Origin of the sequence: Streptomyces millisiae (assembly GCF_031845425.1) — a bacterium.
Classification (GTDB): domain Bacteria; phylum Actinomycetota; class Actinomycetes; order Streptomycetales; family Streptomycetaceae; genus Streptomyces; species Streptomyces millisiae.
In genome coordinates this window covers 123,591-148,152 of record NZ_JAVREM010000005.1, presented here as the reverse complement: position 1 = coordinate 148,152, position 24,562 = coordinate 123,591, and the positions used below count along the sequence as shown (strand labels likewise).

At 73.8% G+C, this 24,562-nt stretch carries 26 protein-coding genes; 16 read left to right on the top strand and 10 right to left on the bottom strand.

The genetic code is table 11. The features are described 5' to 3' along the window. The gene (map, locus tag RNC47_RS08180) at positions 1-768 is read right to left on the bottom strand and encodes a type I methionyl aminopeptidase (RefSeq protein ID WP_311596901.1); all 768 of its coding nucleotides are present in this window, start codon (positions 766-768) and stop codon (positions 1-3) included. A gap of 51 nt (positions 769-819) precedes the next feature. Here map and RNC47_RS08175 point away from each other — a divergent pair, with 51 nt between their 5' ends. From RNC47_RS08175 to RNC47_RS08165, 3 genes are all read left to right on the top strand, one after another. After that, the gene (locus RNC47_RS08175) at positions 820-1,092 is read left to right on the top strand and encodes a helix-turn-helix domain-containing protein (RefSeq protein WP_311596899.1); all 273 of its coding nucleotides are present in this window, start codon (positions 820-822) and stop codon (positions 1,090-1,092) included. 88 nt (positions 1,093-1,180) lie between these two features. Beyond that, on the top strand, positions 1,181-1,408 hold the full coding sequence (locus RNC47_RS08170; RefSeq protein ID WP_311596978.1) for a type II toxin-antitoxin system VapB family antitoxin: 228 nt from the start codon (positions 1,181-1,183) through the stop codon (positions 1,406-1,408). Then, on the top strand, positions 1,405-1,806 hold the full coding sequence (locus tag RNC47_RS08165; protein WP_311596897.1) for a PIN domain nuclease: 402 nt from the start codon (positions 1,405-1,407) through the stop codon (positions 1,804-1,806). Before RNC47_RS08170 ends, RNC47_RS08165 begins: the two co-directional genes overlap by 4 nt. Before the next feature lie 80 nt (positions 1,807-1,886). Here the strand turns inward: RNC47_RS08165 and RNC47_RS08160 are convergent, their stop codons facing one another. Next, positions 1,887-2,531, bottom strand: coding sequence for a dihydrofolate reductase family protein (locus RNC47_RS08160; protein WP_311596895.1), 645 nt, complete (start codon positions 2,529-2,531; stop codon positions 1,887-1,889). 426 nt (positions 2,532-2,957) lie between these two features. Next, on the bottom strand, positions 2,958-3,797 hold the full coding sequence (locus RNC47_RS08155) for a helix-turn-helix domain-containing protein (protein WP_311596894.1): 840 nt from the start codon (positions 3,795-3,797) through the stop codon (positions 2,958-2,960). Between the two features lie 119 nt (positions 3,798-3,916). Between RNC47_RS08155 and RNC47_RS08150 the strand changes: the two genes are divergently transcribed. Both RNC47_RS08150 and RNC47_RS08145 read left to right on the top strand, forming a co-directional pair. After that, entirely contained in the window at positions 3,917-4,120 is a 204-nt protein-coding gene (locus RNC47_RS08150; RefSeq protein WP_311596892.1) for a hypothetical protein, read from the top strand. Further along, entirely contained in the window at positions 4,113-4,514 is a 402-nt protein-coding gene (locus RNC47_RS08145) for a hypothetical protein (protein ID WP_311596891.1), read from the top strand. The genes RNC47_RS08150 and RNC47_RS08145 overlap by 8 nt, the downstream gene beginning before the upstream one ends. Here RNC47_RS08145 and erm read toward each other — a convergent pair. Continuing rightward, positions 4,468-5,244, bottom strand: coding sequence for an ErmE/ErmH/ErmO/ErmR family 23S rRNA (adenine(2058)-N(6))-methyltransferase (gene erm, locus RNC47_RS08140; RefSeq protein WP_311596889.1), 777 nt, complete (start codon positions 5,242-5,244; stop codon positions 4,468-4,470). The genes RNC47_RS08145 and erm overlap by 47 nt on opposite strands. 398 nt (positions 5,245-5,642) lie before the next feature. Here erm and RNC47_RS08135 point away from each other — a divergent pair, with 398 nt between their 5' ends. Beyond that, positions 5,643-9,350: an ABC transporter ATP-binding protein gene (locus RNC47_RS08135; protein WP_311596886.1), complete on the top strand. Its 3,708-nt coding sequence runs from the start codon at positions 5,643-5,645 to the stop codon at positions 9,348-9,350. A 59-nt stretch (positions 9,351-9,409) separates the two neighbouring features. On the opposite strand, the gene RNC47_RS08130 is transcribed toward RNC47_RS08135, so the two are convergent. After that, positions 9,410-10,228 carry an alpha/beta hydrolase gene (locus RNC47_RS08130; RefSeq protein WP_311596884.1) on the bottom strand — a complete coding sequence of 273 codons (819 nt, stop codon included), beginning with the start codon at positions 10,226-10,228 and terminating at the stop codon, positions 9,410-9,412. 159 nt (positions 10,229-10,387) lie between these two features. On the opposite strand from RNC47_RS08130, the gene RNC47_RS08125 reads away from it, so the two are divergent. Genes RNC47_RS08125 through RNC47_RS08110 form a run of 4 tightly spaced genes read left to right on the top strand, consistent with a single transcriptional unit; the run spans position 10,388 to position 14,382 of the window. Next, complete coding sequence (locus RNC47_RS08125) at positions 10,388-11,245, top strand: SDR family NAD(P)-dependent oxidoreductase (RefSeq protein ID WP_311596882.1); 858 nt, start codon at positions 10,388-10,390, stop codon at positions 11,243-11,245. A gap of 2 nt (positions 11,246-11,247) precedes the next feature. Then, positions 11,248-12,540: an aminotransferase class I/II-fold pyridoxal phosphate-dependent enzyme gene (locus tag RNC47_RS08120; RefSeq protein WP_311596880.1), complete on the top strand. Its 1,293-nt coding sequence runs from the start codon at positions 11,248-11,250 to the stop codon at positions 12,538-12,540. A gap of 16 nt (positions 12,541-12,556) precedes the next feature. Then, a complete protein-coding gene (locus tag RNC47_RS08115; protein ID WP_311596878.1) occupies positions 12,557-13,528 on the top strand; it encodes a diiron oxygenase in 972 nt (323 codons plus the stop codon). A gap of 2 nt (positions 13,529-13,530) precedes the next feature. After that, complete coding sequence (locus tag RNC47_RS08110; RefSeq protein ID WP_311596876.1) at positions 13,531-14,382, top strand: tryptophan 2,3-dioxygenase family protein; 852 nt, start codon at positions 13,531-13,533, stop codon at positions 14,380-14,382. A gap of 12 nt (positions 14,383-14,394) precedes the next feature. Here RNC47_RS08110 and RNC47_RS08105 read toward each other — a convergent pair whose 3' ends face one another. The 4 genes from RNC47_RS08105 to RNC47_RS08090 all read right to left on the bottom strand — a co-directional run bounded on the left by RNC47_RS08105 (position 14,395) and on the right by RNC47_RS08090 (position 19,101). Further along, on the bottom strand, positions 14,395-14,619 hold the full coding sequence (locus RNC47_RS08105; protein WP_311596874.1) for a hypothetical protein: 225 nt from the start codon (positions 14,617-14,619) through the stop codon (positions 14,395-14,397). A 9-nt stretch (positions 14,620-14,628) separates the two neighbouring features. Next, positions 14,629-15,141 carry an NUDIX domain-containing protein gene (locus RNC47_RS08100; protein ID WP_311596872.1) on the bottom strand — a complete coding sequence of 171 codons (513 nt, stop codon included), beginning with the start codon at positions 15,139-15,141 and terminating at the stop codon, positions 14,629-14,631. Between the two features lie 60 nt (positions 15,142-15,201). After that, positions 15,202-17,259 (bottom strand): ATP-binding SpoIIE family protein phosphatase, encoded by a 2,058-nt coding sequence (locus RNC47_RS08095; protein WP_311596870.1) that lies wholly within the window; start codon positions 17,257-17,259, stop codon positions 15,202-15,204. A gap of 780 nt (positions 17,260-18,039) precedes the next feature. Further along, entirely contained in the window at positions 18,040-19,101 is a 1,062-nt protein-coding gene (locus tag RNC47_RS08090) for a LacI family DNA-binding transcriptional regulator (RefSeq protein WP_311596869.1), read from the bottom strand. A 122-nt stretch (positions 19,102-19,223) separates the two neighbouring features. On the opposite strand from RNC47_RS08090, the gene RNC47_RS08085 reads away from it, so the two are divergent. From RNC47_RS08085 to RNC47_RS08065, 5 genes are all read left to right on the top strand, one after another. Continuing rightward, complete coding sequence (locus tag RNC47_RS08085) at positions 19,224-20,384, top strand: Gfo/Idh/MocA family protein (RefSeq protein WP_311596867.1); 1,161 nt, start codon at positions 19,224-19,226, stop codon at positions 20,382-20,384. A gap of 14 nt (positions 20,385-20,398) precedes the next feature. Next, positions 20,399-21,583 carry a dihydrodipicolinate synthase family protein gene (locus RNC47_RS08080; RefSeq protein ID WP_311596866.1) on the top strand — a complete coding sequence of 395 codons (1,185 nt, stop codon included), beginning with the start codon at positions 20,399-20,401 and terminating at the stop codon, positions 21,581-21,583. Next, positions 21,583-22,422 carry a sugar phosphate isomerase/epimerase family protein gene (locus tag RNC47_RS08075; RefSeq protein WP_311596864.1) on the top strand — a complete coding sequence of 280 codons (840 nt, stop codon included), beginning with the start codon at positions 21,583-21,585 and terminating at the stop codon, positions 22,420-22,422. Before RNC47_RS08080 ends, RNC47_RS08075 begins: the two co-directional genes overlap by 1 nt. Before the next feature lie 161 nt (positions 22,423-22,583). Continuing rightward, positions 22,584-22,934 carry an antitoxin VbhA family protein gene (locus tag RNC47_RS08070; protein ID WP_311596863.1) on the top strand — a complete coding sequence of 117 codons (351 nt, stop codon included), beginning with the start codon at positions 22,584-22,586 and terminating at the stop codon, positions 22,932-22,934. Then, complete coding sequence (locus RNC47_RS08065) at positions 22,931-23,506, top strand: Fic/DOC family protein (protein ID WP_311596862.1); 576 nt, start codon at positions 22,931-22,933, stop codon at positions 23,504-23,506. Before RNC47_RS08070 ends, RNC47_RS08065 begins: the two co-directional genes overlap by 4 nt. Positions 23,507-23,544: 38 nt before the next feature. Here the strand turns inward: RNC47_RS08065 and RNC47_RS08060 are convergent, their stop codons facing one another. Continuing rightward, on the bottom strand, positions 23,545-24,243 hold the full coding sequence (locus RNC47_RS08060; RefSeq protein WP_311596861.1) for a Crp/Fnr family transcriptional regulator: 699 nt from the start codon (positions 24,241-24,243) through the stop codon (positions 23,545-23,547). Positions 24,244-24,267: 24 nt separating this feature from the next. On the opposite strand from RNC47_RS08060, the gene RNC47_RS08055 reads away from it, so the two are divergent. Further along, positions 24,268-24,534 carry a YciI family protein gene (locus RNC47_RS08055; protein WP_311596858.1) on the top strand — a complete coding sequence of 89 codons (267 nt, stop codon included), beginning with the start codon at positions 24,268-24,270 and terminating at the stop codon, positions 24,532-24,534. Positions 24,535-24,562 lie beyond the last annotated feature (28 nt).

Genomic DNA, 24,562 nt, shown 5'->3' with positions numbered 1-24,562 from the left:
TCAGGGCAGGGTCAGCACCCGCGGTCCCTCGTCGGTGACGGCCACCGTGTGCTCGAAGTGGGCGGCCCGGCTGCCGTCGTTGGTGCGGAGGGTCCAGCCGTCGGCGGATGTGTGCCAGTCGTCCCGGCCGCCGGCGATCAGCATCGGCTCCAGAGCCAGCACCAGGCCGTGCTTCAGCGGGTAACCGCGCCCCGGGCGGGCCTCGTTGGGGACCGACGGGTCCTCGTGCATCTGGCGGCCGATGCCGTGGCCACCGTAGCCCTCCATGATGCCGTAGCCGGCGGCCCGGCTGACACGGCCGATGGCGTGGCCGATGTCGCCGAGCCGGCCGCCGACCACGGCGGCGGCGATGCCGGCTTCGAGGGCCTGCCGGGTGGTGTCGAGCAGCCGCTGGTCCGCCGGGTCGGCCTCGCCGATGGTGAAGCTGATCGCCGCGTCGCTGGCCCAGCCGTCCAGGTAGGCGCCGCAGTCGACGCTCAGCAGGTCGCCGTCGCGCAGCCGGTAGCCGTCCGGGATGCCGTGCACGATCGCGTCGTTCACGGAGGCGCAGATGACGCCGGGGTAGGGCGTCGGCGCGAAGTGCGGGTGGTAGTCGAGGAAGGCGGGCTTGGCGCCGGCGTCCCGGATGACCGCGTGCGCGACCTCGTCGAGCTCACACAGCGACACGCCCGGCCGCGCGGCCTCCCGCACGGCGGCCAGGGCCCGGGCGGTGACCCGCCCCGACTCGCGCATCGTCGCCAGCGCCGCGTCCGTCTTGATCTCCACCATGCCGAGCACTCCTCCTGTGCCAATTCTTATACCGGTATTAGTATCACGGGCATGGTACGCACTCCACTCACCCCCGAGGAGCGCGAGCGGGGCCGGTTCCTCGGCGTCCTGCTCCGCGAGGCACGCGGCGAGCGCAGCATGGCCGAGATCGCGGCGGCGGCCGGGATCTCCGCCGAGACCCTGCGCAAGATCGAGACCGGCCGCGCCCCCACGCCGGCCTTCTTCACGATCGCGGCCCTGGCCGGCGCGCTTGGCCTCTCCCTCGACGAGGTGGCCGGCGCGTGCGCCGCCGCCGGCCCGGCGGCGGAGGCGGCCGTGGCCTGACGGGCCGCGACGGCGAACGCCACAGACGGCGGGCGTGGCGTCGGATATCATTCTGGGGAAATGTATATACGGCGTCGTGGAGGTGGCGATGTCACGTACGGTGATTGATCTGGACGACGAGGCCCTGGCGGAAGCGGCCAGGCACCTGGGCACGGAGACCAAGAAGGACACGGTCAACGCCGCCCTGCGGGAAATCGTTGATCGACGGCGGCGTGCGGCGGCGATCGCACGGATGAGACAACTGGTGGCTGAGGGGGAGATCGACTTCTCGCTCATCGAGGATGACTCGGCTACCGGAGAGTGCTCGGCCGCGTGACGGAGCAGTTCCTGATCGACACCAGTGCCCTGGTGCGCCTCTACCGCGGCCAGGCAAGTCCGGCCTGGGACGACTCCGCCGCCTCCGGCCTGGTGGGGCTGTGCGAGCCCGTGCGCCAGGAGTTCCTTCGGGCGGTTGGGGGCCGGCCTGCCTACTACGAGGCGGACGGACTGCTGCGCGAGACCTTCCCCACATACGTCATGCGGGAATCCGTTTGGGACGACGCCGCCGAACTCCAACGCGGGCTGGCTGACCGAGGCTGGCACCAATGTGCCAGCCCGGTCGATCTGCTCGTCGCCGTCACGGCGGCGCATCACAAGCTGACGCTGCTCCACAACGACGCCGACTTCGAGACGATCGCCCGACTGACCGGGCAGCCGGTCCGACGCATGCATTGAGGCATCTCAGGACAGCGGCAGCGCGCGCCCCGTTGTTCTCGGTGCCGCCGCCTGTTCGCGGCCTGACGCGGTTCGTCGCGTCACCTGCGCCAGAACAGGTGGTGCGTCACGCCGCTCGGGCTGGGCACCACCTCCAGGTGGAACCGGTCGCGCAGCTCGTCCGGCGAGTCCCAGAGCCGCAGCCCCGACCCGAGCTCCACCGGCGAGACCGCCACGTGCAGGGTGTCGACGAGGTCGGCGTCCAGGAACTCCCGGATGGTGGTGACCCCACCACCGAGCCGCACGTCCTTGCCTTCCGCCGCGTTCTGCGCCTGCGCGAGGACCGTGGCCGGGTCGCCGTCGATGAAGTGGAAGGTGGTGTCGGAGAGGGTGAACGACGGACGCGGGTGGTGCGTCATGACGAACACCGGCGTGTGGAACGGCGGCTCGTCACCCCACCAGCCCAGCCACTCGTGGTCCTGCCAGGGGCCGCGCTGCGGCCCGAACTTGTTGCGGCCCATGATCTCGGCACCGATGTTGTTGGAGAAGTCCCGGGTGAAGTAGTCGTCGAGACCACGACTGCCGCCCGGGTCCGTGCGGTTGGGCCAACTCGCCGTGGCCCCGGCCCACGAGAACAGCCGCTCCGGACCGTCGAGCCCAAACGGCCGTTCGAGAGTCTGGTCCTCACCGGCCGCGACGCCGTCACTCGAGACGTTGAAGTTCTGCACCCTCAGCAGCTGGCCCATCTGAATCCTCCTCCATGGACGGTACGGAGGATGGACCGCCGGAGCCGGCGAAACTCATCGCGGCGGGCGGCGACGGCGTCCTCGACGGTCGCGGCCAGCCGCGCCGTGCGTCGGCGGCGATCCGCTCAACCACGTCTCTGTTGCCGTGTGGCGCGTGGCCGACATTCACCGGGACGAAACTGCCGCCCGGCCTGCGGTAGCGAGCGAGCTCGCCGGCTTCGGCGTCCGCCGACAGGGGCGACGGCAGTGCTGGTCCCACAGCAAGGGCGGTGGCGGCATCGGCCGGCTACTGGGGAACGAGGACCGGTCCGTCGTGGCGGCGCTCGGTGTCGCGGACGGGGTGGACGCTGGGGAGATTGTCGGCGACCTCAACCGCAGTGCTCGTCATCGCCGTTGCTCTGGGACGAGTGGGCCAATTGGTCGTGCTCATGCGGCCCAGAGGTCGTTGGCGATATTCCCGATCAGCGCCAGAGAAGCCTTGGGGGACAGCGCGGCTGCTCGTAGGTGATCGTAGGCTCGGAAGTATTGGGTCACGAGTGCCGGTTCCTCGATGAGTTGTCCTGAGTAGTCGCTCTCGGCGTAATACGTGGGAGGTGCGTCGGGGAAGGTCATCAGTGCGGCCGACCCATGAAGAAATGGGTGTGGGCCAGCGGAGAAGGGCATCACCTGAAGCACCACCCGGTGGTGGTCGTGCCCCAGTTCGAGCAGCCGGTCGAGTTGTCGTCGCATGAGCTCTGGCCCGCCCATGGGGAGACGGAACGCGGCCTCATGGATCGTGAACCACAACTCGGGCGCGGTTGGGTCCTCCAACATTCGCTGCCTGTCGAGTCGAGCCTTGACCCGCTTCTCGACCGCTTCATCCGGGTCGTAGGGGTGGGCTGCCCGCACAAGTGCCCGGGCATAGTCCTCGGTTTGGAGCGTGCCCGGGACGAGCAATTGCGTGGACTCGCAGATGGTCTGCGCGTTCTTCGTCAGTTCGATAACTGCGGCGTAGTAGTGCGCGTGGCCCTTCTCGCACTCGTGCACCAACTTGCAGAGCCGTTGGAAGTGTTCACCGGTGCCGAAGATCTCGTCGAAGAGCTTCGACATCTCCAGCTGAGGGCGGCGTTCGGCAGTCTCGAACTGGCCGATGTAGGTTCCGGAACAAAACACCCGCTTTCCCAGGACATCCTGGGAGAATCCGGCGCCCTCTCGTAGGCGACGCAGTTCCCCGCCGTAGAAAGCTCGCGGGGACAGATAAGGGTTCAGCTCCTTCGGGTGAACCATTGGCCAACGCTCCTTTGCCGCAGGCGAGTTGTGGGGTCGAAGCCCCTTCCGCAGTGTATGACCACTGGTCACGCTGTGGGCGCGGAACGTAATTCTCCAGCAGAAGGGCCACCCTCCTGATGAACCCCCCTCCCGCCGCGGCGGTCCAAGCGTTGAGCGACGCGCTCGCCGGTGCCGGCATCACGCTGCCGTCCCTTGCCGTCGACCTCGTCTCGTGCACCTCCGTCTTCCACACCCGGCCGCTCGTGGAGCTCGGCCGCTGCGATGTCGACACGGCGCGGCGGCTCGCCGCCGTGGTGCGGGCCGGGCAGGGCCGTGCTTGAGCCCGGGCTGTGGTGTGAGCGGGTCGTCCGGCGGGACGATGACGTCGGCGTCCAGGCGCGGCGCGCCGCGCGGCCGATCCAGGCGTTGATCTGGATGCGGGTCGAGGTGCGCACGGTGCTGTCGCTGCTGGACGCCGACGAGGCGGAGCGGGTGTACCGGTGGCTGTCGTACGGGCAGTGGGAGGCGATCTACCGGCTGCGGGCCGGTGGGTCCTGCCGACTGCCCGTACGGACCCGTACGGGGGTGCGGGTCTCCTGGGAGATCAGGCCGGTGCTGTTCCTGCCCACGGCGGGGCGATGCACCGAGGCCGAGTCCACGGCGGAGTTGGCCGCTGCCGTCCGGGAGGTTACGGCGCCAAGCGCCGGAACAGCATCAGCCACTGCGGCGGGCTGACCACCCCCACCGCCGCGTCGTCCGGGATCCCGGCCGCGCGCAGCGCGTCACGGACCCGGGACGACCGACGCTGCCGGGAGAGCGTGGCCCGCAGCGAGCCGCCGACGCCGGTGAAGCCCTCGGCGACCAGCGCCCGGAACTCCGGCAGCCGGTGGGTCGGCAGCAGCGGCTCGGGCCGGCGGGTGATCCGCAGCACCGCCGAGTCGGTGCGCGGCACCGGCGTGAAGTGCTGCCGGCGGATCCGTGGCCCGAGTTCCCAGCCGTGCTCGGGCCAGCTCCGCACCGTCAGCAGCGGCCAGGTGCCGAAGTCGCCGGTGCGGCGCCTGGCGAACTCCAGCTGGGTGACGAGCGTCGCCGAGGTCAGCGCCCGCGCGTCCAGGCACCAGCGGACGATGTCCGTGGTGCGCGAGTAGGGGATGTTGCCGACCACCGCGAACGGGGTGCGCGGCGGGGTGGCCCGCAGGAAGTCGCCCGCCACCACCCGCACGTTCCGTGCGGGGGAGAGGCGGTCCGGCAGCCGGCGGGAGAGCGCCGGGTCGATCTCGTAGGCGACGACCCGGCCGGCCGAGCCGGCCAGCAGCCGGGTCAGGGTGCCCTCGCCGGCGCCCGGCTCCAGCACCGTCTCGTCCGGCCGCAGCCGGGCGGTGCGCACGATCATGCCCAGCACCCCGGGCTCGTGGAGAAAGTTCTGCGAGAGGTTCTTGCGCTGGTGAATGCGTTCGCGTGCCATGAAGGCTCACGTCCTCGTGTGTGCGAGGACAGGCCGAGGCGGCGGTATGGGAACGCTGAGGGGTGCCGACGGCCTGTCCGGTGGTCAGAGACACACGGACGGCCCTGGCAGGTATGGGAGAGCTGGTTACAACGGGACGCTCAGGCGCCGGGCAGGTCCCCCAGGACCAGGGCCGGGCGCCGCACGCGAGGACGGGTGTACATGAACACGGCCCGCGCGGCGGCGCACAGACCGTGGATGTTCAACGCTCCCATGGCGGTGACCGTACGCACGCGCGTCGGCGCCCCGCAACCGAATTACCACTCCGCTGATCGTCGGTTCATAGTGTTGCTGTGGGATGAAATCCGCAGGTCCCGACGTTGGGTTTCCCTGGGATACGACAGCGAGGGAGAGACGGCGTGCCCAGTGGTGGTCGTGGTGAGGGATGGATACGGCGGCTGACCGCCTACTGCTGGCGTTACCGGCGCAACCTGCTGCTCTCCGTCGGCGCCTCGCTGGTCGGCATGGCCGTGATGGCGCTGATGCCGCTGATCGTCAAGAACGTCATCGACGACGTCGTCGTCGGCGGCCAGGGCGGGCTCGGCGGGCAGATCGCGCTGCTGATCGCCGCCGCCCTCGTCGTCTACGCGCTCACCTTCATCCGCCGCTACTACGGCGGCCGGCTCGGCATCGACGTCCAGCACGACCTGCGCACCGAGATCTTCCGCACCATCACCCGGCTCGACGGCCGCCGCCAGGACCAGCTGTCCACCGGGCAGGTCGTGGGCCGCGCCACCAGCGACCTCCAGCTGATCCAGGGCCTGCTCTTCATGCTGCCGATGACCATCGGCAACCTGATGCTCTTCGCGGTCTCGCTGGTCGTGATGGTCACCCTCTCCCCGCCGCTCACCCTCGTCGCCCTCGCCGTCGGCCCCGCCCTCTGGTTCATCACGGTCCGCAGCCGGGACCGGCTCTTCCCCGCCACCTGGTACGCGCAGCAGCGCGCCGCCGAGGTGGCGGGCGTGGTGGACGGCGCCGTCACCGGGGTCCGCGTCGTCAAGGGCTTCGGGCAGGAGGAGCAGGAGACCGGCAAGCTGCGCGACGTCAGCCGGCGGCTCTTCGGCGCCCGGATGCGCACCGTCCGGCTCAACGCCCGCTACACGCCGGCGCTCCAGGCCGTGCCGGCGCTCGGCCAGGTCGCGATGCTGGCGTTCGGCGGCTGGATGGCGACCCGGGGCCAGATCTCGCTCGGCACCTTCGTCGCCTTCTCCACCTACCTGGCGCAGCTCGTCGGCCCGGTGCGGATGTTCACGCTCATCCTCACCATGGGCCAGCAGGCGCGGGCCGGCGTCGAGCGGGTCGTGGAGCTGATCGACACCAGGCCCGAGATCAGCGAGGCCCCGGACGCCCACGAGCTGCCGGCTGACGCCCCGGCCACCGTCGAGTTCGACCGGGTCTCCTTCGGCTACGGCCCGGAGCGGACCGTGCTGCGCGACCTCAGCCTGCGCATCGAGCCGGGCGAGACGCTGGCCGTCGTCGGCCCCTCGGGCAGCGGCAAGTCCACCGTCTCCCTGCTGCTGCCCCGCTTCTACGACCCCGACGAGGGCGCCGTCAGGATCGGCGGCGAGGACGTCAGGCACCTCACCTACGACTCGCTGCGCACCGCCATCGGCCTGGTGCCCGAGGACAGCTTCCTCTTCTCCGACACCATCCGCGCCAACCTCGCCTACGGCCACCCCGAGGCCGACGAGCGGCAGATCAGGGCCGCCGCCCGCGCCGCCCAGGCCGAGGAGTTCATCCTGGCGCTCCCCGACGGCTACGACACCCGCATCGGCGAGCAGGGCCTGACCCTCTCCGGCGGCCAGCGGCAGCGGATCGCGCTGGCCCGCGCCATTCTCACCGACCCCAGGCTGCTGATCCTGGACGACGCCACCTCGGCCGTGGACGCCCGCGTCGAGCACGAGATCCACAGCGCGCTGCGGTCCGTGATGGCGGACCGCACCACGCTGCTGATCGCCCACCGGCAGTCCACGCTCCAGCTCGCCGACCGGATCGCCGTGCTGGACGGCGGCCGGCTCGTCGACACCGGCACCCACGAGGAGCTCGTCGAGCGCTGCGAGCTCTACCGCGCCCTGCTCGCCGACCCCGGCGAGCTCGGCGGCGTCGAGCGCGACCCGGCCGGGGTCACCGCCGAGCCGGCCGGCGATCCTCCCCCAGCTTCGCTGGGAGGTGCCCCCAGGCCCGAGGTCGACGAGCCCGTGGAGGACGAGGCCGGCAGCCCCGAGCTGCGGGCCCGGGTCGCCGCCCTGCCGCCCGCCACCGACACCCCCGACATCGACGAGGCGCGGGCCGCGCGCCCCGAGACCGAGTACGGGCTGCGCCGGCTGCTCGCCGGGCTCGGCCGGCCGCTGCTGCTCGCCCTGCTGCTGGTGGTCGCCGACGCCGCCGCGTCCCTGCTGGTGCCGGTGCTGATCAGGCACGGCATCGACCAGGGCGTGGAGCGGGCCGCGCTCGGCGCCGTGTGGGCCGCCTCCGGGATCGCGCTCGCCGTGGTGCTCGGCCAGTGGGCCGCCCAGTACGGCGCGATCCGCGCCGTCGGCCGCACCGGCGAGCGGGCCCTCTACTCGCTGCGCGTCAAGATCTTCGCCCAGCTCCAGCGGCTCGGGCTCGACTACTACGAGCGCGAGCAGGCCGGCCGGGTGATGACCCGGATGACGACGGACGTGGACGCCCTCACCACCTTCCTGCAGACCGGCCTCACCCAGGCGCTGGTCTCCGTGCTCACCTTCTTCGGCATCATGGGCGTGCTGCTCGCCATCGACCTCCAGCTGGCGCTGATCGTGCTGGCCACGCTGGTGCCGCTGGTCGCCGGCACCGTGGTGTTCCGCCGGCGCAGCTCGCGCGCCTACGAGCTGGCGCGCGAGCGGGTCAGCGGCGTCAACGCCGACCTCCAGGAGTCCGTGGCCGGGCTGCGGATCGTCCAGGCCTTCCGGCGCGAGCGGGACGGCTACGAGCGGTTCGCCGACCGCTCGGACGGCTACCGGCAGGCCCGGGTGCACGGACAGTGGCTGATCTCCGTCTACTTCCCCTTCGTGCAGCTGCTCGCCACCCTGGCCACCGCCGGGGTGCTGGTGGTCGGCGCCGGCCGGGTCGGGGACGGCACCCTGACCGCCGGCGCGCTGGTCGCCTACCTCCTCTACATCGAGCTGTTCTTCGCCCCGGTGCAGCAGCTCTCCCAGGTCTTCGACGGCTACCAGCAGGCCGTCGTCTCGCTCGGCCGCATCCAGGAGCTGCTGCGCGAGCGCACCTCGACCCCGGCGCCCGAACGGCCCATCGGCGTCGAGTCGCTCACCGGCGACCTGGAGTTCGACGACGTGCGGTTCGCCTACCGGGGCGCCGACGAGGAGGCGCTGGCCGGGGTGAACCTGCGGGTGCCGGCCGGGCAGACCGTCGCCTTCGTCGGCGAGACCGGCGCCGGCAAGTCCACCCTGGTCAAGCTGGTGGCGCGCTACCACGACCCGACGGCGGGCGCGGTCCGGGTGGACGGCGCCGACCTGCGCGACCTCGACCTCGCCGGCTACCGGCACCGGCTCGGCGTGGTGCCGCAGGAGCCCTACCTCTTCCCCGGCACCGTGCGGGACGCCATCGCCTACGGCCGACCGGAGGCCACCGACGCCGAGGTGGAGGCGGCGGCCAGGGCGGTCGGCGCACACGCCGTGATCGCCGCGCTGCCGGGCGGCTACCGGCACCGGGTCGCCGAACGCGGCCGCAACCTCTCGGCGGGGCAGCGCCAGCTGATCGCCCTGGCCCGCGCCGAACTGGTGCGGCCCGACATCCTGCTGCTCGACGAGGCCACCGCGGCGCTCGACCTCGCCACCGAGGCGCTGGTCAACCAGGCCACCGACCGCCTCGCCGGCAGCCGCACCACACTGGTGGTGGCGCACCGCCTCTCCACCGCGGCCCGCGCCGACCGGGTCGTCGTCCTCGACCACGGCCGGGTGGTGGAGGACGGTCCGCACGCCGAACTCCTCGCCGCCGGCGGCCGCTACGCCCGCCTGTGGGCCAGCTACACCGGCGCCGAGCCGGCGCCGGCGGATACCGAGGCGCTGGAGTCGGTGAAGCGGTGACCCTCGCGGGCGTTCGCCCGTGACCCGCACCGGTCGCGGACGGCGCGCCGGCCGGGGGGTCAGTCCGGTGCCGTCGCCCCGGAACGACCGTCCGGGCCGTCCGGGCCGGACGGGCCAGCCAGCTCGGCCAGTGCCGCCGGCACCGCCGGCCAGGCGGCGCTGAGCGGGTCGATCACCGCGAAGTGGCCGGCGCCGGGCAGGCGGACCAGCCGGGTCCCGGGGTGGGCCGCCGCGTACGACGCGGCGACGGCCGGGGGCACGATCCGGTCCGCCGCCCCGTGCAGGATCGTCACCGGTGAGCCCGGCCCCGGGGCCCGGACCGGGTCCAGGTCCGGGCGCCCGCCCGGACCGGCGCCGAGAAACGCGTGGACGGCGTCCTCGTCCAGCGCCAGCTCGTGGGCCAGCCGCAGATCGGCGACCGGGGCCAGGGCCAGCGTGCCCAGTGGCGGCGGCACGCCGGGCGTGGCCGCCGCCCACAGCGCCAGGTGACCGCCGGCGGAGTGGCCCGCCAGGACGTATCCGCCGCGGGTGCCGCCGGGGGCGTCGCCGGGAAGCGCGGCGAGGGCCGTGAGCACGGCCCGGACGTCCGCGGTCGTCAGGTCGGGCCGGCCCGGCACCCGGCGGTACTCGGCGGAGACGACCGGCCAGCCGGCGTCGCGCAGCGCCGCCGCCAGCGGGCGGGTGTGGCCGCGGTCGTAGTCGGGCCGCCAGAACCCGCCGTGCAGGAACACCACGGGCGGGCGGCCCGGCGCGGCGCCCGGCGCGGGCCGCCAGACGTCGGCCACGTGGTGGGCGGTGTCCGGGCCGTAGCGCAGCACCTCGTCGGGCGCGGGAGCGGGCCGGGTCAGGACGGAGCGGTCCTCGGTCGCCTCGGTCACGCGGAACCTCCTCTCGGCGCCGCGACCCTAGCAACGGGACGGCCCGCGGCGGCCCGCCGACTTGGACAAGTCGCGCTGCTCGTCGGCGACTTGGACAAGTCGACGCGGCTGCCGACGACTTCGGGGACTCCACCCGCCGACCGCCGGTAGGAAGGACCCGTGCGGAAAACGAGTGCGGACACCGACGCGCGGACGCGTCGCGGCGTACTGGTCACCGGGGGGTCGCGCGGCATCGGCGCGGCCGCGGTGCGCCGGTTCGCCCGCGCCGGGGACCGGGTGTTCTTCACCTACCACAGCGGTGCCGGACCGGCGGCGGAGCTGGTGACGGAGCTGGCGGCCGAGGGCCACGAGGTCACGGCGCTCGCCTTCCGGCAGGGGGAGCGGGACAGCCACGAGGAACTGGGCCGGGCGCTCGCCGGCAGCCGGGTGGACGTCCTGGTCAACAACGCGGCCGTGGGCTCGGCCACCGTGGCCCGCCACGCGCCGGAGCCCGGCCCCGACCGGGACGCCGCGTTCCTGCGCGTCAACTGCCTCGGGCCGCTGTGGCTGGTGCGGCAGTTCGCCCCCGCGATGATCGCCCGCGGCTACGGCAAGGTCCTCAACGTCTCCAGCGTCGGCGGCGGCGTCGCCGTGTTCCCCCAGTTCGACGTGGCGGACGGCATGAGCAAGGCCGCCGTCGCCTACCTGACGCGGCACCTGGCGGCCCAGTGGTCGGCCCTGCCGGTCGACGTGTTCGCGGTGTGCCCGGGGGCCGTCGACACCGGGATGTTCCGCGCCAGCACCCTCGACGGTCTGGACCCCGGCCGGCTGCGGGCCCTCACCTCGGGGCTGCCCGGCGGAAGGCTCATCGAGCCCGCGGAGGTCGCCGACGTCCTGTGGTGGCTGTGCGAGGAGCCGGCCCGGATCCTGCGGGGGGCCGTCGTCGACGCCTCGCTCGGTCTGGGCAGCGACCCGGCCGCCCTGGACCGCACCCCGGGCCACGACGACTGGACCGGGCAGCCCGGGCGGGGGTGGTGACGATGGTGTCCCGACAGGCCGGCCGGCTGGTCAAGGCGTCACCGCCCATCGCCGCCGCGCACTTCCGCGCCGAGGCCGACCCGTATCACCCGGAACGCAACCCGGGCGGTTACGTGAACCTCGGCACCGCCGAGAACCGGCTCGTGGCGGACCTGCTGGCGCCCCGCCTCGCCGAGGCCCCGCCGCCCGACGCCGCCACCACCCGGTACGCGCCGCTGCACGGCTCGGCGCGGCTGCGTGAGGCGATCGCCGGGTTCCTGTCGGCCACCTCACGTGCCACCCCGGTGGACCCCGGCCACCTCGTGGTCGTCGCGGGCGCCACCACCGCGCTCGACGTCGTCGCCACCGCGCTGTGCGACCCCGGCGACGGGATCGTCGTCCCGGCCCCCTACTACGGGGCGTTCGATGTCGACCTCGCGGGCCGGTCCGGCGCCCGGCTGCTGCCCGCCCCGCTGTCGCCCGCCGACGGGTTCGCCCTCGCGCCGGACGCCGTACGCCACGCCGTGGACCGCGCCCGACGCGACGGCGTCCCCGTGCGGGCCCTGGCGCTGTCGTCGCCGTCCAACCCGCTGGGACAGGTCTACCCGGCGGAGGTCCTGCGCCGGCTGCTGGCCGTGGCCGCCGAACTGGACCTCGACGTCATCAGCGACGAGCTGTACGCCCACAGCGTCTTCGGGCCCCGCCGGTTCGTCAGCGCCGCCGACGCCGCCACCGGCTCGCCGCTGCCCCCGGAACGGGTCCACGTGGTGTGGGGCTTCGCCAAGGACTTCGCCCTCCCCGGCTTCAAGGCGGGCGTCCTGCACACCACCGCGCCGGACGTCCTGGCCGCGGCCCGCGAGCTGGCCTACTTCGCGCCGTTGTCCACCCAGACCCAGGAGCTGCTGGCGTGGCTCCTGACCGACGACCCCGGCTGGGTCGCGCGGTACCTGGCCGCCGGGCGACGGCGGCTGGGCGCCTCGTACACCGCCGCGACCGGCGCGCTGGAACACCACGGCGTGCCCCACCTGCCGGCCGAGGCGGGCTTCTCCGTGTGGCTCGACCTGCGGGCGGCCCTGCCCGCCGGCGGGTCCGGCTCCGACACCGGGCACGCGGCCGAGCAGGCCCTGTGGCGCGAGCTGTTCGAGAACCGCCGGGTCAGCATGCTGCCCGGCGGGATGTTCGCCGCCCCAGAACCCGGCTGGTTCCGGATGTGCCACACCACCGAACCCACCACCGTCCGCGTGGCCGTCGAGCGCCTGGGCGGGCTGCTCGCCGCGCGCACGCGGCGAAGACCACCGACCCGACGGACACGATGACGGAGTACAGCAGGAGATGACGACCGCGACACCGGCCCCGGACGGCGCAGACGCCGGAGCGACGGGCCCCTTCGCCGAGTGGTACACCGCCGCGGGGGTGCGCTCGGGCGTACGCCGGCTCTTCCACGACGAGAGCGACCAGGGCAAGGTCTTCTTCCCCGAACGCCTGGTGCCCTTCCTCGACCACCCGCTGCTGGCCGGTCTGGACCGGCAGCAGCGCTCCGCGCTCGCGCTGCGGCACCTGTACCAGTTCCTGATATCGACCACCCACATGGAGACGCGGGTCGTCAACACCGCGGCCGAGCGGATCGCCAACGGCCGCAGCGGCGTGGAACTGACCCCGGACGACCGGCTGGACGCGTTCAAGGTCTACTGCGACGAGGGCTACCACGCTCTGTACAGCCTCGACCTGGCCCACCAGATCGCCGACACCACCGGCGTGCCGGTACCCGACTGGGACTACGGCCGGTTCGTCGACCGGCTCGCCGAGACGGCCAACCGGCTGCTGCCCGGCGAACCCGTCCTCGCCGGGCTCTTACAGGTCGTCGTCTTCGAGACGCTGATCACCGCCGTCCTCAACGAGCTGCCCGGCGACACCACGGTCATCACGACGGTCCGCGACCTCATGCGGGACCACGCCCGGGACGAGGGCCGTCACCACCGCTTCTTCTCCGGTTACTTCCACCGGCTGTGGCAGGCGCTCGACGCCCGGCACCGCGCCCTGGCCGCCCACGCCCTGCCCGCCCTGATCCACGACTGCCTCGCCGCCGACCTCGGGCCGGCCCGCGCGTCCCTCGCCCTGGCCGGGGTCGACGCCGACGTCATCGCCGCGGTCGTCGACGACCACCTGGCGACCGACCGGGAGCGCATCCGTTCCATCACCCGGTCCACCGTGCGGATGTGCCGCTCCGCCGGGGTCTTCGAGGTGCCCGGCGCCTACGAGGAGTTCGCCCGCCACGGGCTGGTTGCGGGGGACGGGGGCGAGTGACCATGGCGACCGCTTCCTCCGCACCGGCGTCCCCGTCCGGGTTACCGCCGTCCGGCCCGCTGACCTACCGCGGCTACCTGCGCCTGGCCGAGCTGCTCGCCGCCCAGGTGCCCGTGGTGCGGCCGCCCGCCCGGGACGAGCTGGCGTTCATCGTCACGCACCAGACCTACGAGCTGTGGTTCAAGCTGCTGCTGGCTGACCTGGAACTGGTGCGCGACGAGATGTTCGCCGGCCGGCCCGCCGCGGCGTCCCGCGTCTTCGAGCGGATCCACGTCGTCGGCCGGGTGCTGCTGGAGCAACTGGCCGTCCTGGAGTTCATGACCCCGGCCGACTTCGCCGAGTTCCGCGACGCGCTGGCGCCGGCCAGCGGGCTCCAGTCGGCCCAGTTCCGGGAGCTGGAGTTCCTCTCCGGGCGGGAGGCGCCCGACCCGCCTGAGCGGGCCTGCGCCGGCCTGGGACCCGAGGAACGGGACGCGGTGCTGCGACGCCTGGCCGAGCCCAGCGTGTGGGACGGTTTCCGGCACCTCCTGGGCGAACCGGACGCCGGCGGGCGGGGCGCGGGGGAAGCCGTGGGAGAGGACAGTCTGCCCGCGACCCTGGCCCGGGTCGCCGCCGGGCAGGAGCCCGGTACCGGCGAGCTGCGGCGGCTGGCGGCCCACCTGTACGCGTACGACGAGGAGGTCGTCGCCTGGCGGACCCGCCACGCCGACCTCGCCGCCCGCCTCATCGGCGACGCGCCCGGCACCGGCGGGACCAGCGGCGTGGACTACCTCCGCCGGACCGCGCGCCGCCGTTTCTACCCGCTGCTGCACGACCTGTTCGGGGCCTGCCCGGCTCATCGGGGTCGCCGCTGAGCCGCCGGCCGGCTACCGGTTGCGTGGGTGGTCGCGGGCCGTGCGTTCGTTGCCTCGCCGGTAGTTCCCCGTCCAGCGGGCCATCACCAGCTGCGGATCCCCGCCCGGCGCGGCGACCGCCGCCAGGAACTCCCGTGCCCGCTCGCCGCGCAGCACCGCCGCCACCCGCCCCCGGTGGGTGACCCGCACGCTGCCGTCCGCCCGCACGTCGTACGCGAAGCCGTCCGCTCTCGCCATGCGGCCACGCTACGCGCCCTCCGGGCCCCCGCGCACCAGCTCGGCCAGAACCGCGTCCACCGTCTGCAGGGTCCCGCCGGGCAGCGGCGCCGCGCCGTCCCACCAGCTGATCGCGGATATCTCCTCGTTGGGCGTGAAACCGGCCGGATCGGCGACCTCGGCGGTCTCGGGGAACTCGGCCCGGAAGACCGCGCCGCGCAGCTCCGGCTTGTCGGCGAAGGCGGTGAGCGCGAAGCCGGCGAAGCGCAGCTCCTCGGGGGCCAGCGAGAGCCCCGCCTCCTCCCGCAGCTCACGAACCGCGGCCTGGCGCGGCGTCTCCCCCGGCTCGATGCCGCCGCCCGGCAGCTCCCAGCACCCCCGGCCGCGGTCGAGGACCAACAGCACCCGGTCGCCGCGCTCCACCGCGACCAGGCAGTACCCGACGCGCGCGTCGGCGAACTCGCTGCCCTCCGGGAGGCGGTCGAACGCCAGCAGCCGGATGCCCAGCGGCCCGCTGGCCAGGGGGCGCGTCGTGTCGGTCATGCCGTCGAGCCTGCCACACGCCACCGACAACGGCACCGGGTCCTGCCGCCGCGCACGGCGTCACACCGGCAGCGGCGCGTCCGGCGAGAACTCCGCCCAGATCGTCTTGCCGCTGCTCGTCTGCCTGGTGCCCCAACGGTCGGTCAGCTGCGCCACGATGAACAGACCGCGCCCGCTCTCGTCGTACACCCGCGCCCGGCGCAGGTGCGGCGAGGTGCTGCTGCCGTCCGACACCTCGCAGATCAGGCCGTGCTCGCGGATCACCCGCAGCTGGATGGGCCCGCCGGCGTGCCGGATGGCGTTGGTCACCAGCTCGCTCACCACCAGCTCCGTGGTGAACGCCGCCTCCGCGAGCCCCCATTCGGCCAGCTGACCGGTGGCCAGCTCGCGCGCCGTGGCCACCGCCTCCGGGCTCGGCGTCACGTCCCACGTCGCCACGTGCGCCGTGTCGAGCGCGTGCGTGCGGGCCAGCAGCAGCGCCACGTCGTCCCTCGGCCCCTCCTGGAGCATCGTCTTCAACAGCGCGTCGCACGCCGACTCCAGCGACGTCACCGGCTGGGACAGCGCCTCCCGCAGCTCCGCGATGCCGCCGGTCGTCCCGTCGGACCTGGACTCCAGCAGGCCGTTGGTGAACATCACCAGCACGCTGTCCTCGGGCAGCAGCAACTCGGCCGACTCGAACGGCAGCCCGCCGATGCCGAGCGGCGGCCCGGCGGGCAGCTCGATCTGGTCGACCCGGCCGTCGGGCAGCACCAACGCGGGCAGCGGGTGCCCGGCCCTGGCGACCGTGCAGGCGCGGGAGACCGGGTCGTAGACGGCGTACAGACAGGTGGCGCTGAACCCGCCGCCCGGACTGTCCTGTTCGGTCTCCGCGCGGAGCCGGATCATCACGTCGTCCAGGTGGGTCAGCAGCTCGTCGGGCGGCAGGTCGATGTCCGCGAGCGTCCGCACCGCGGACCGCAGCCGGCCCATGGTGGCCGTGGCGTACAGGCCGTGCCCGACCACGTCGCCCACCACCAGCGCCACCCGGGCGCCGGAGAGCTGGATGACGTCGTACCAGTCGCCGCCCACCCCGGCCTGGCCGCCGGCCGGCAGGTAGCGCGTCGCCACGTCGACCGCCGCAAGACGGGGCAGCCGCCGGGGCAGCATGCTGCGTTGCAGCGTCAGCGCGGTGCGGTGCTCGTGCGTGTAGCGGCGGGCGTTGTCCACGCAGACGGCGGCCCGGGCGCAGACCTCCTCGGCCAGCAGCAGGTCGTCGTCGTCGAACGGCTCCTGCCGCTGGTGCCGAATGAACACCGCGACCCCCAGGGTGGTGCCGCGGGCCCGCAGCGGGACGGCGATGCCGGAGTTGAAGCCGAACTTCCTGGCGTGCTCCGCGCGTTTGGGATCCAGCTCCAGCCACTCCGGGAGACGGTCGCCCGGCAGCCGCATCGGCTCGCGCACCGCCCGGCCCTCGGCCAGGCAGCGGGACAGGATGTACTCCTCCGGGTAGTCGGCGACGTCCCCCGGCGCGACGACGGCCTCCGGGACGCCCTCCAGCACCGACTGCTGCGCCACCCGGCGCAGCCGCAGCGGGCCGTGGATCGGCCCCGGCTCGGGCTCCTCGCCGCGCAGCACCGGGTCGAAGAGGTCCACGCACACGAAGTCCGCCAGTCGGGGGACGGCCACGTCGGCCAGCTCCTGGGCGGTGCGGGACACATCGAGGGTCGAGCCGACCTGCTGGCTCGCCACGGTCAACAGGGTGAGCCGCTCCCTGGCGATCGTCAGCCCCCGCACCCGCTGCTCGCGGTCGAGGCGCACCCGGCAGACGGTGATCCCGAGCGCGACGCCGATGGCCACGATGCCGACGGCGAAGAGGCGGGAGACGAAGGTGACGTCGGTGGGGAGGAGCCCGTAGATGATCAGGTTGGAGCCGAGCGCGACGGCGCCGACCATCAGGGTCGGCCAGAACGGCAGCAGCGCCCCGGCCACGACCGGCGCCAGGGCGGTGAAGCCGGCCCACCTGACCCGGCCGCTCAGCTGGGCGTCGTAGATCGAGACCGCCGCGACCAGCGCGAGGCAGACGAGCAGCAGCGTCAGCACGCCACCGCGACGAACGCGATCCGGTAGCCAAGCCACCCGTCAACCGTAACCGCGCGGGCCTCCCCTCGCCGGTCGGCTACCGGCGGCGCGGAGCGCCGCCGGCGGTTGCGCCGGCCGCCGCCGGCCTGGCGGCCGGCGAGCTTCGCCGAACGGCGGGGTGGTCGGTGTGCGCCGGCCTTGCGGCCGGGCGGGCGGCCTGCGGCCGGGGCTCGGTGGCGCGGCGCGGTCCGCGCGGCGTGGCGCTTCGCGCCGGGTTGGCGGGGCCGGACGGTGCCGGCCCCGCCGCGGCCTGCGTGGGTGCGTGGCGTGCGTACTGCACGGGCGGCGGGCGGCGCGCTGCGGCCCGTTGGCGACCAGCGGCAGCTCGTCGAACGGCGACACGGCGTGGCGCTTCGCGCCGGGGGTGGTTGTGCCGGGCGTCGCTGGCCTGGCGGCCGGCGGAGGCCGGGCGGTGGCGTGCGGTGCGCGTGCCGCACCAGTGGCGGCCGGCCGGACGGCCTGGTGCCGACGTCGCGACGCCCGGGATCACCGAGGCCGGCTGTGCGCCCTCGGCCGGACGCCGCCGGCCGCCGTGCCACGGGCGTACCGCACTGGCGGTGGCCGACCCGGGCGGAGCCCCACGGCCGTCCACCGGGCCGCGGTCCGGCCGCGAGGCGCGCGTCGGCGCGCGCCGCGCCACCGCCCGCCGCCGCTCGACCCGGCCGGCAGGGCCGGCGCGGGTCCCGGACGGTCCGCGTGGCTCGTTCCGGGCCTGCGGCCCGATACGGTCCGCGCGGCTCGTTCCGGGCCTATGGCCCGGTCCGGCTCGTTCCGGGCCTACGGCCCGGGCCGGCTCGGTGGGGCCGTGGAGGCGCGGGCCATGAGGTCGGCGTGGTAGGTGGCGACCCCGCCCACCGGAGGTGTCTCGCGGTCGAGGGCCAGCCGGCCGGCGCGGGCGCCGGCGTCGGCGAGGGGGAGGCGGACGGTGGTCAGCGCCGGGGTCGCGTCGACCGCGAACGGCAGGTCGTCGAAGCCGGTGACCGAGACGTCCTGCGGGATCCGCAGGCCACGGTCGCGCAGCGCCGCGCAGACGCCGAGGGCGACCGTGTCGTTGGCCGCCAGGATCGCCGTCAGGCGCGGCTCGCGGCGCAGCAGCTCCAGCGCCCCGTCGTAGCCGGAGGCCCGGTCGTAGGCGCCGTGCACGGTCAGCGTCGCCTCGCCGGCCAGGCCGGCCTCGCTCAGCGCCGCGTGGTGGCCCTCAAGACGGTGCCGGGTGGTGGTGCGGGCGGTGGGCCCCGCGAGGTAGCCGAGCCGCCGATGGCCGAGGGAGAGCAGGTGCTCGGTGAGCCGCCGGGCGCCGCCGCGGTTGTCGAAGGTGACGGTGAGCGCGTCGTGGCCCGGCAGCGGCGGCCGGCCGCACAGCACCACCCGGGTGCCGGCGTCGGAGAGCCGCCGCAGCCGGGTGGCCAGCGCCTCGGTGTGCGCCGGGTCCTCGACCGTGCCGCCGGTGAGCACCACGGCGGCGGCGCGTTGGCGCTGGAGCAGTGTGAGATAGGTGAGCTCGCGCTCCGGGGAGCCGCCGGTGTTGCAGATGATCGCCATCTTCTGGCCGCTGAGCCCGCTGCCGTCCGCGGCCGGGCTCATCTCCGACTGGACGGCGCTCGCCATCACCGCGAAGAACGGGTCGGCGATGTCGTTGACCAGCACCCCGACCAGGTCGGACGTGGCGGCGGCCAGCGCGGAGGCCGGGCCGTTGACCACGTACTCCAGCTCCTCGACCGCGCGCAGCACCCGGCTCCTGGTCTCACCCGCGACCGGGTAGTTGCCGTTCAGTACGCGCGACACGGTCGCCGCGGACACCCCAGCGCGGGCCGCGACATCCGCCAGCGTTACGGACATGCTCTGCTCCCACACTTGTCCAAGCCGGTGGGGAGAGGTTAGCGTCTCTCTCGATAGAAAGCGCTTACTGAATCGGGGGCGACTCGGTGGCGCGGAAAGCAGGCCGTGTGGGAGGCAGGGGCATGACGACGCGAAAGACCGTCCGGATCGCCATGAACGGCGTCACCGGGCGGATGGGATACCGCCAGCATCTGGTCCGTTCGATCCTCGCGATCCGCGAGCAGGGCGGCCTCGACCTCGGTGACGGGACGGTGATCTGGCCGGAGCCGATACTGGTCGGCCGCCGGGAGCACGCGCTGCGCGAGCTGGCCGAGCGGCACGGCCTCGACCCGGAGGCCGTGAGCACGGACCTCGACGCCGTGCTGGCCGACGACAGCGTCGACATCTACTTCGACTCGCAGGTCACCCTGGCCCGCGAGGAGGCCCTGACCAAGGCCATCGCCGCCGGCAAGCACATCTACACCGAGAAGCCCACCGCCACCGGGCTCGACGGCGCGCTGCGCCTCGCCCGCGCGGCCCGCGACGCCGGCATCAAGCACGGCGTGGTGCAGGACAAGCTGTTCCTGCCGGGGCTCCGCAAGCTCAAGCGGCTGGTCGAGGGCGGCTTCTTCGGCCGGATCCTGTCCGTGCGCGGCGAGTTCGGCTACTGGGTGTTCGAGGGCGACTGGCAGGCCGCGCAGCGCCCCTCGTGGAACTACCGCAGCGAGGACGGCGGCGGCATCGTCGTCGACATGTTCCCGCACTGGGAGTACGTGCTGCACGACATCTTCGGCCGGGTGGAGAGCGTGCAGGCGCTTGCCGCCACCCACATCCCGCAGCGCTGGGACGAGAACGGCAAGCCGTACGAGGCGACCGCCGACGACGCGGCCTACGGCGTCTTCGAGTTGGCCGGCGGCGCCGTCGCGCAGATCAACTCCTCCTGGGCGGTGCGGGTCAACCGCGACGAGCTGGTGGAGTTCCAGGTCGACGGCACCGAGGGCTCGGCCGTCGCCGGGCTGCGTAACTGCCGGGTGCAGCACCGTTCCGCCACCCCCAAGCCGGTGTGGAACCCGGACCTGCCGGCCACCGAGGTCTTCCGCGACCAGTGGCAACAGGTCCCGGACAACGAGGAGTTCGACAACGGCTTCAAGGCCCAGTGGGAGCTGTTCCTGCGCCACGTGGTCCTCGACGAGCCGTACAGCTGGGACCTGTTGGCGGGGGCGCGCGGCGTCCAGCTGGCCGAGCTCGGCCTGCGGTCGTCCGCCGAGGGCCGCCGGCTGCCCGTTCCCGAGCTGAGCCTGTAGGGGGTGCCCGCATCATGACCCGGACCATCCGACTGCCCGACGACACGGGCGCGTTGGTGGAGTACGAGCCGCGCGCCGAGCCCGCCGTCTTCGACCCCGCCGTCTTCGACCCCGCGGGCGCCCCGCCGCTGGCGTCCCGCATCGTCTACTCGGCGGCGCACGTGGTGGCCGACCCGTTCGCCGACGTGACGCCCGACGACCCGGCGGCCGTGGACTGGGACGCCACGCTGGCGTTCCGCCGGCACCTGTGGTCGCACGGCCTCGGCGTGGCCGAGGCGATGGACACCGCGCAGCGCGGCATGGGCCTCGACTGGGCCGGCGCGGCCGAGCTGATCCGCCGCTCGGGCGCCGAGGCGAAGGCGGTCGGCGGCCGGACCGCCTGCGGCGTCGGCACCGACCAACTCGCGCCCGGAGCGACCTCCTTGGACGCCGTTCGGGCGGCCTACGAGGAGCAGCTGGCGCTCGTCGAGTCCACCGGCGCACAGGCCATCCTGATGGCCTCCCGGGCGCTGGCCGCCACCGCCGCGGGACCCGACGACTACGCCGAGGTCTACGGCCGGCTGCTGCGGCAGGCCGCCGAGCCGGTGATCCTGCACTGGCTCGGGCCGATGTTCGACCCGGCGCTGACCGGCTACTGGGGCAGCGAGGACCTGGACGCGGCCACCGACACGTTCGTCGAGATCATCGCCGCCCACCCGGACAAGGTGGACGGCGTGAAGGTCTCGCTGCTCGACGCCCAGCGCGAGATCAAGCTGCGGCGCCGGCTGCCGGACGGGGTGCGCTGCTACACGGGCGACGACTTCAACTACCCCGAGCTGATCGCCGGCGACGAACAGGGCTTCAGCCACGCCCTGTTGGGCATCTTCGACCCGCTCGGGCCGCTGGCGGCCCAGGCGGTGCGGACGCTGGACACCGGCGACGTCGCGGGCTTCCGGGCCGCGCTCGACCCGACCGTGCCGCTGTCCAGGCACCTCTTCCAGGCACCGACCCGCTTCTACAAGACGGGCGTCGTGTTCCTGGCCTGGCTGGCCGGGCACCAGGAGCACTTCACCATGGTGGGCGGCCTCCAGTCGGCGCGCTCGCTGCCGCACTTCGCGCAGGCCTACCGGCTGGCCGACGGGCTGGGCCTCTTCCCCGACCCGGAGACGGCGCGGGAGCGGATGGGCCGGCTGCTGGCCGTGTACGGGGTGGATGCCTGATGACCGACTCTCTGGACCTCACCGGATTCTCCATCAACCAGATGACGGTGAAGCAGCTGTCCCTGCCCGAACTGGTCAAGGGCCTGGTCGAGTTGGGCGTGCCCGGCGTCGGGCTCTGGCGGGAGCCGGTGGCCGAGCACGGGCTGGCCGCCAGCGCGCGGCTGGTCCGTGAGGCCGGCCTCACGGTGACCTCGCTGTGCCGGGGCGGCTTCTTCACGGCCATCGACCCGGCCGAGCGGGCCGCCGCCCTGGCCGACAACCGGGCGGCGATCGACGAGGCGGCCGAGCTGGAGACGGACACCCTGGTCCTGGTCTCCGGCGGCCTGCCGGCCGGCAGCCGCGACCTGCCGGGCGCGCGGGAGCGGATCGCCGACGCGCTGGCCGAGCTGGCGCCGTACGCGGCCGAGCGCGGCGTCCGTCTCGCGATCGAGCCGCTGCACCCGATGTACGCGGCGGACCGCTGCGTGGTCTCCACGCTGGCCCAGGCGCTCGACCTGGCGGAGCGCTTCCCGGCCGAGCAGGTGGGGATCGTCGTCGACACCTACCACCTGTGGTGGGACGACACGATCGCCGCCGGCATCGCCCGCGCGGGCGCGGGCGGGCGCATCCACTGCTTCCAGTACGCCGACTGGACCACCCCGCTGCCGGCGGGCGTCCTCACCGGCCGCGGGCAACTGGGCGACGGCTCGGTGGACTTCCGCTGGTTCCGCGAGCGGGTCACCGCGGCCGGCTACCGGGGCCCGGTGGAGGTGGAGATCTTCAACGACGGCCTGTGGGCGCGGGACGGCCACGAGGTCCTGGCCGAGACCGTGGCCCGCTACCGCGAGCACACCCTGTGAGCCGCCTTCGCTAGGCGCGACCGAGACTCCGCCCCGCCCGGGGTGACGGGACGAACACCCCCGGGCGGGGCGGACTGACGACGGCGACCACGTGGCGGCGGGGCTCCGGAGGCCGCGAGATCTGTACGTAAACGTGTACAGATTTCGGGTAGGGTGGAGCCATGGACATTCCTGAGGTCGTCACCGTCGGTGACGCGCGCAAGGGGCTCTCGCAGATACTGGCCGAGCTGAGTGCCGCGGGCCCCGAGGCCGAGCCCGTGCTGATCGGGGCGCACCGAAAGCCGCAGGGTGTGCTGTTGTCCGTCGAGGCTTTCGAGGCGCTGGTCGAGAAGCGCGAGAGGCGGCTCGCCGTCGAGTCGGCCACTGCATCCGTGGCGGCGGAGGGGCTCAGGACATCGGGCGCCGCCGACCGGGACGCCGACGCCTGGGTGCGGGGAGAGATCTCGGGTGAGGAAATGGTCGCCCGAGCCATCGCGCGCCATCGAGGCCAGGAGAACCGGCGGGCTGGATGAGCGACCCCTACCTTCTGCCGAGCGGCGCCTTACGGAACAAGCTGGGGATCACGGACCCCCGGGCGTTGAGCGAGGCGGAGGCGGACATCTCGCGCGCCCGCCTGGCGATCCTGACGAGTCGACCGCTGCCCGGCGACTACGACCTGGCTCATCTGCAGCGCTTCCACAGCGTGATCTTCGGTGACGTCTACCCCTGGGCCGGCGAACTGCGCACGGTCGACCTCACGAAGTGGACCTCCTTCTGTCCCGTCCGCAACATATGCACGTACGCCGACGAGGTCTTCGGGCGACTCCGGTCCGCGAACTGGTTGCGCGGCTTGCCGAGAGCCGACTTCGTCAGGGAGATCGCGGTTCTCTACGGCGATGTCAACGCACTTCACCCCTTCCGGGAGGGGAACGGCCGGGCTCAGCGGGCTTTTCTCGGCCAGCTGAGCAGCGAGGCCGGGTGGTCGCTTCGGTGGTCCGACCTGTCAGCGATCGAGAACACCGAAGCGTCGGTCAAGAGCTTCCTCGGGGACAACGGTCCGCTGGAGCGCATGATGGACAAGCTCGTCGGCGGTCGCCCGGAGTGAGGGCCGGCCTTCAAGCACCCGCCTTCAAGCACCCGCCTTCAAGCACCCTTGGCCGCCCTGAGCCGCAGCAGCTCAGGCGCCAGCACCCGCACCGACCGGCCGGCCGGGGCGATCAGGCCGTCCCGGCGGAGCCGGGTCAGGGCCCGGTTGACGGTGACGCGGCTGAGGCCGAGCAGGTCGGCGAGGTCCTGCTGGGTGCCCACGGGGATCGCGCTGTCCCGCCGCGTCGCGGCCTCGGTGAGCAGCCAGGCAGCGAGGCGGGCCTCGGCCGGGAGGGTGGCGGTGGCGGTGAAGCGGGCCTGCTGGTGGCGGGCCTCGGCGGCCAGCACCCGCAGCACGTGTCTCCTGACGGATGCGGCATCGTCCGTCAGCGCCAGGAAGCGGTCGCGCGGCAGCGCCGCCACCGCGCAGGGGGTGACGGCGGTGAGCGTGGCGGTGTGGCCGAGGCCGTCGATCACCGCGACCTTGTCGAGGGCGCGCGGTCCTATCGACTCGCCGTACCGGACGGTCCGGCCGGCGGCGGTGTGGCCGGTGGCGGCGACCGTGCCGCGCAGCAGGAGCAGCAGGTGGGTCGCCGGCGCGCCGGCGTGCCGCAACGTCCGGCCGGCCGGGAGGCTGCGCCGCACGCTGGCGGCCCACAGCTCGCGCAGCCGGTCGTCCGGGACGCCGGCCAGCAGCGGGACGGCGCCGAGCGCCGCGTGCGGCGGCGGTGTATCGGCTGATACAGACGGGCTCACCCGCCCGACCGTACCGTCACCCGCATGCTGATCGTCGAACTCGCCTTCGGCACCGAGCCGGAACGCCTCGCCGCCCGCCCCGCCCACCGGGCGCTGCTGACCCGACTGCACGCGGAGGGCCGCCTGCTGGCCGCAGGCCCCTTCGCGGACGACACCGGGGCACTGCTGGTCTTCCCGGGAGACCGGGAGGCGGTGGACCGGATCATGGCGGACGACCCGTACTACCGCACCCCGGGCGTGCGGGTGGTCGGCGTGCGCGAGTGGCGGCCCGTGGTGGGTCCTGATCGGTGACGCCGGACGGGCGGTGACCACCCGGCTC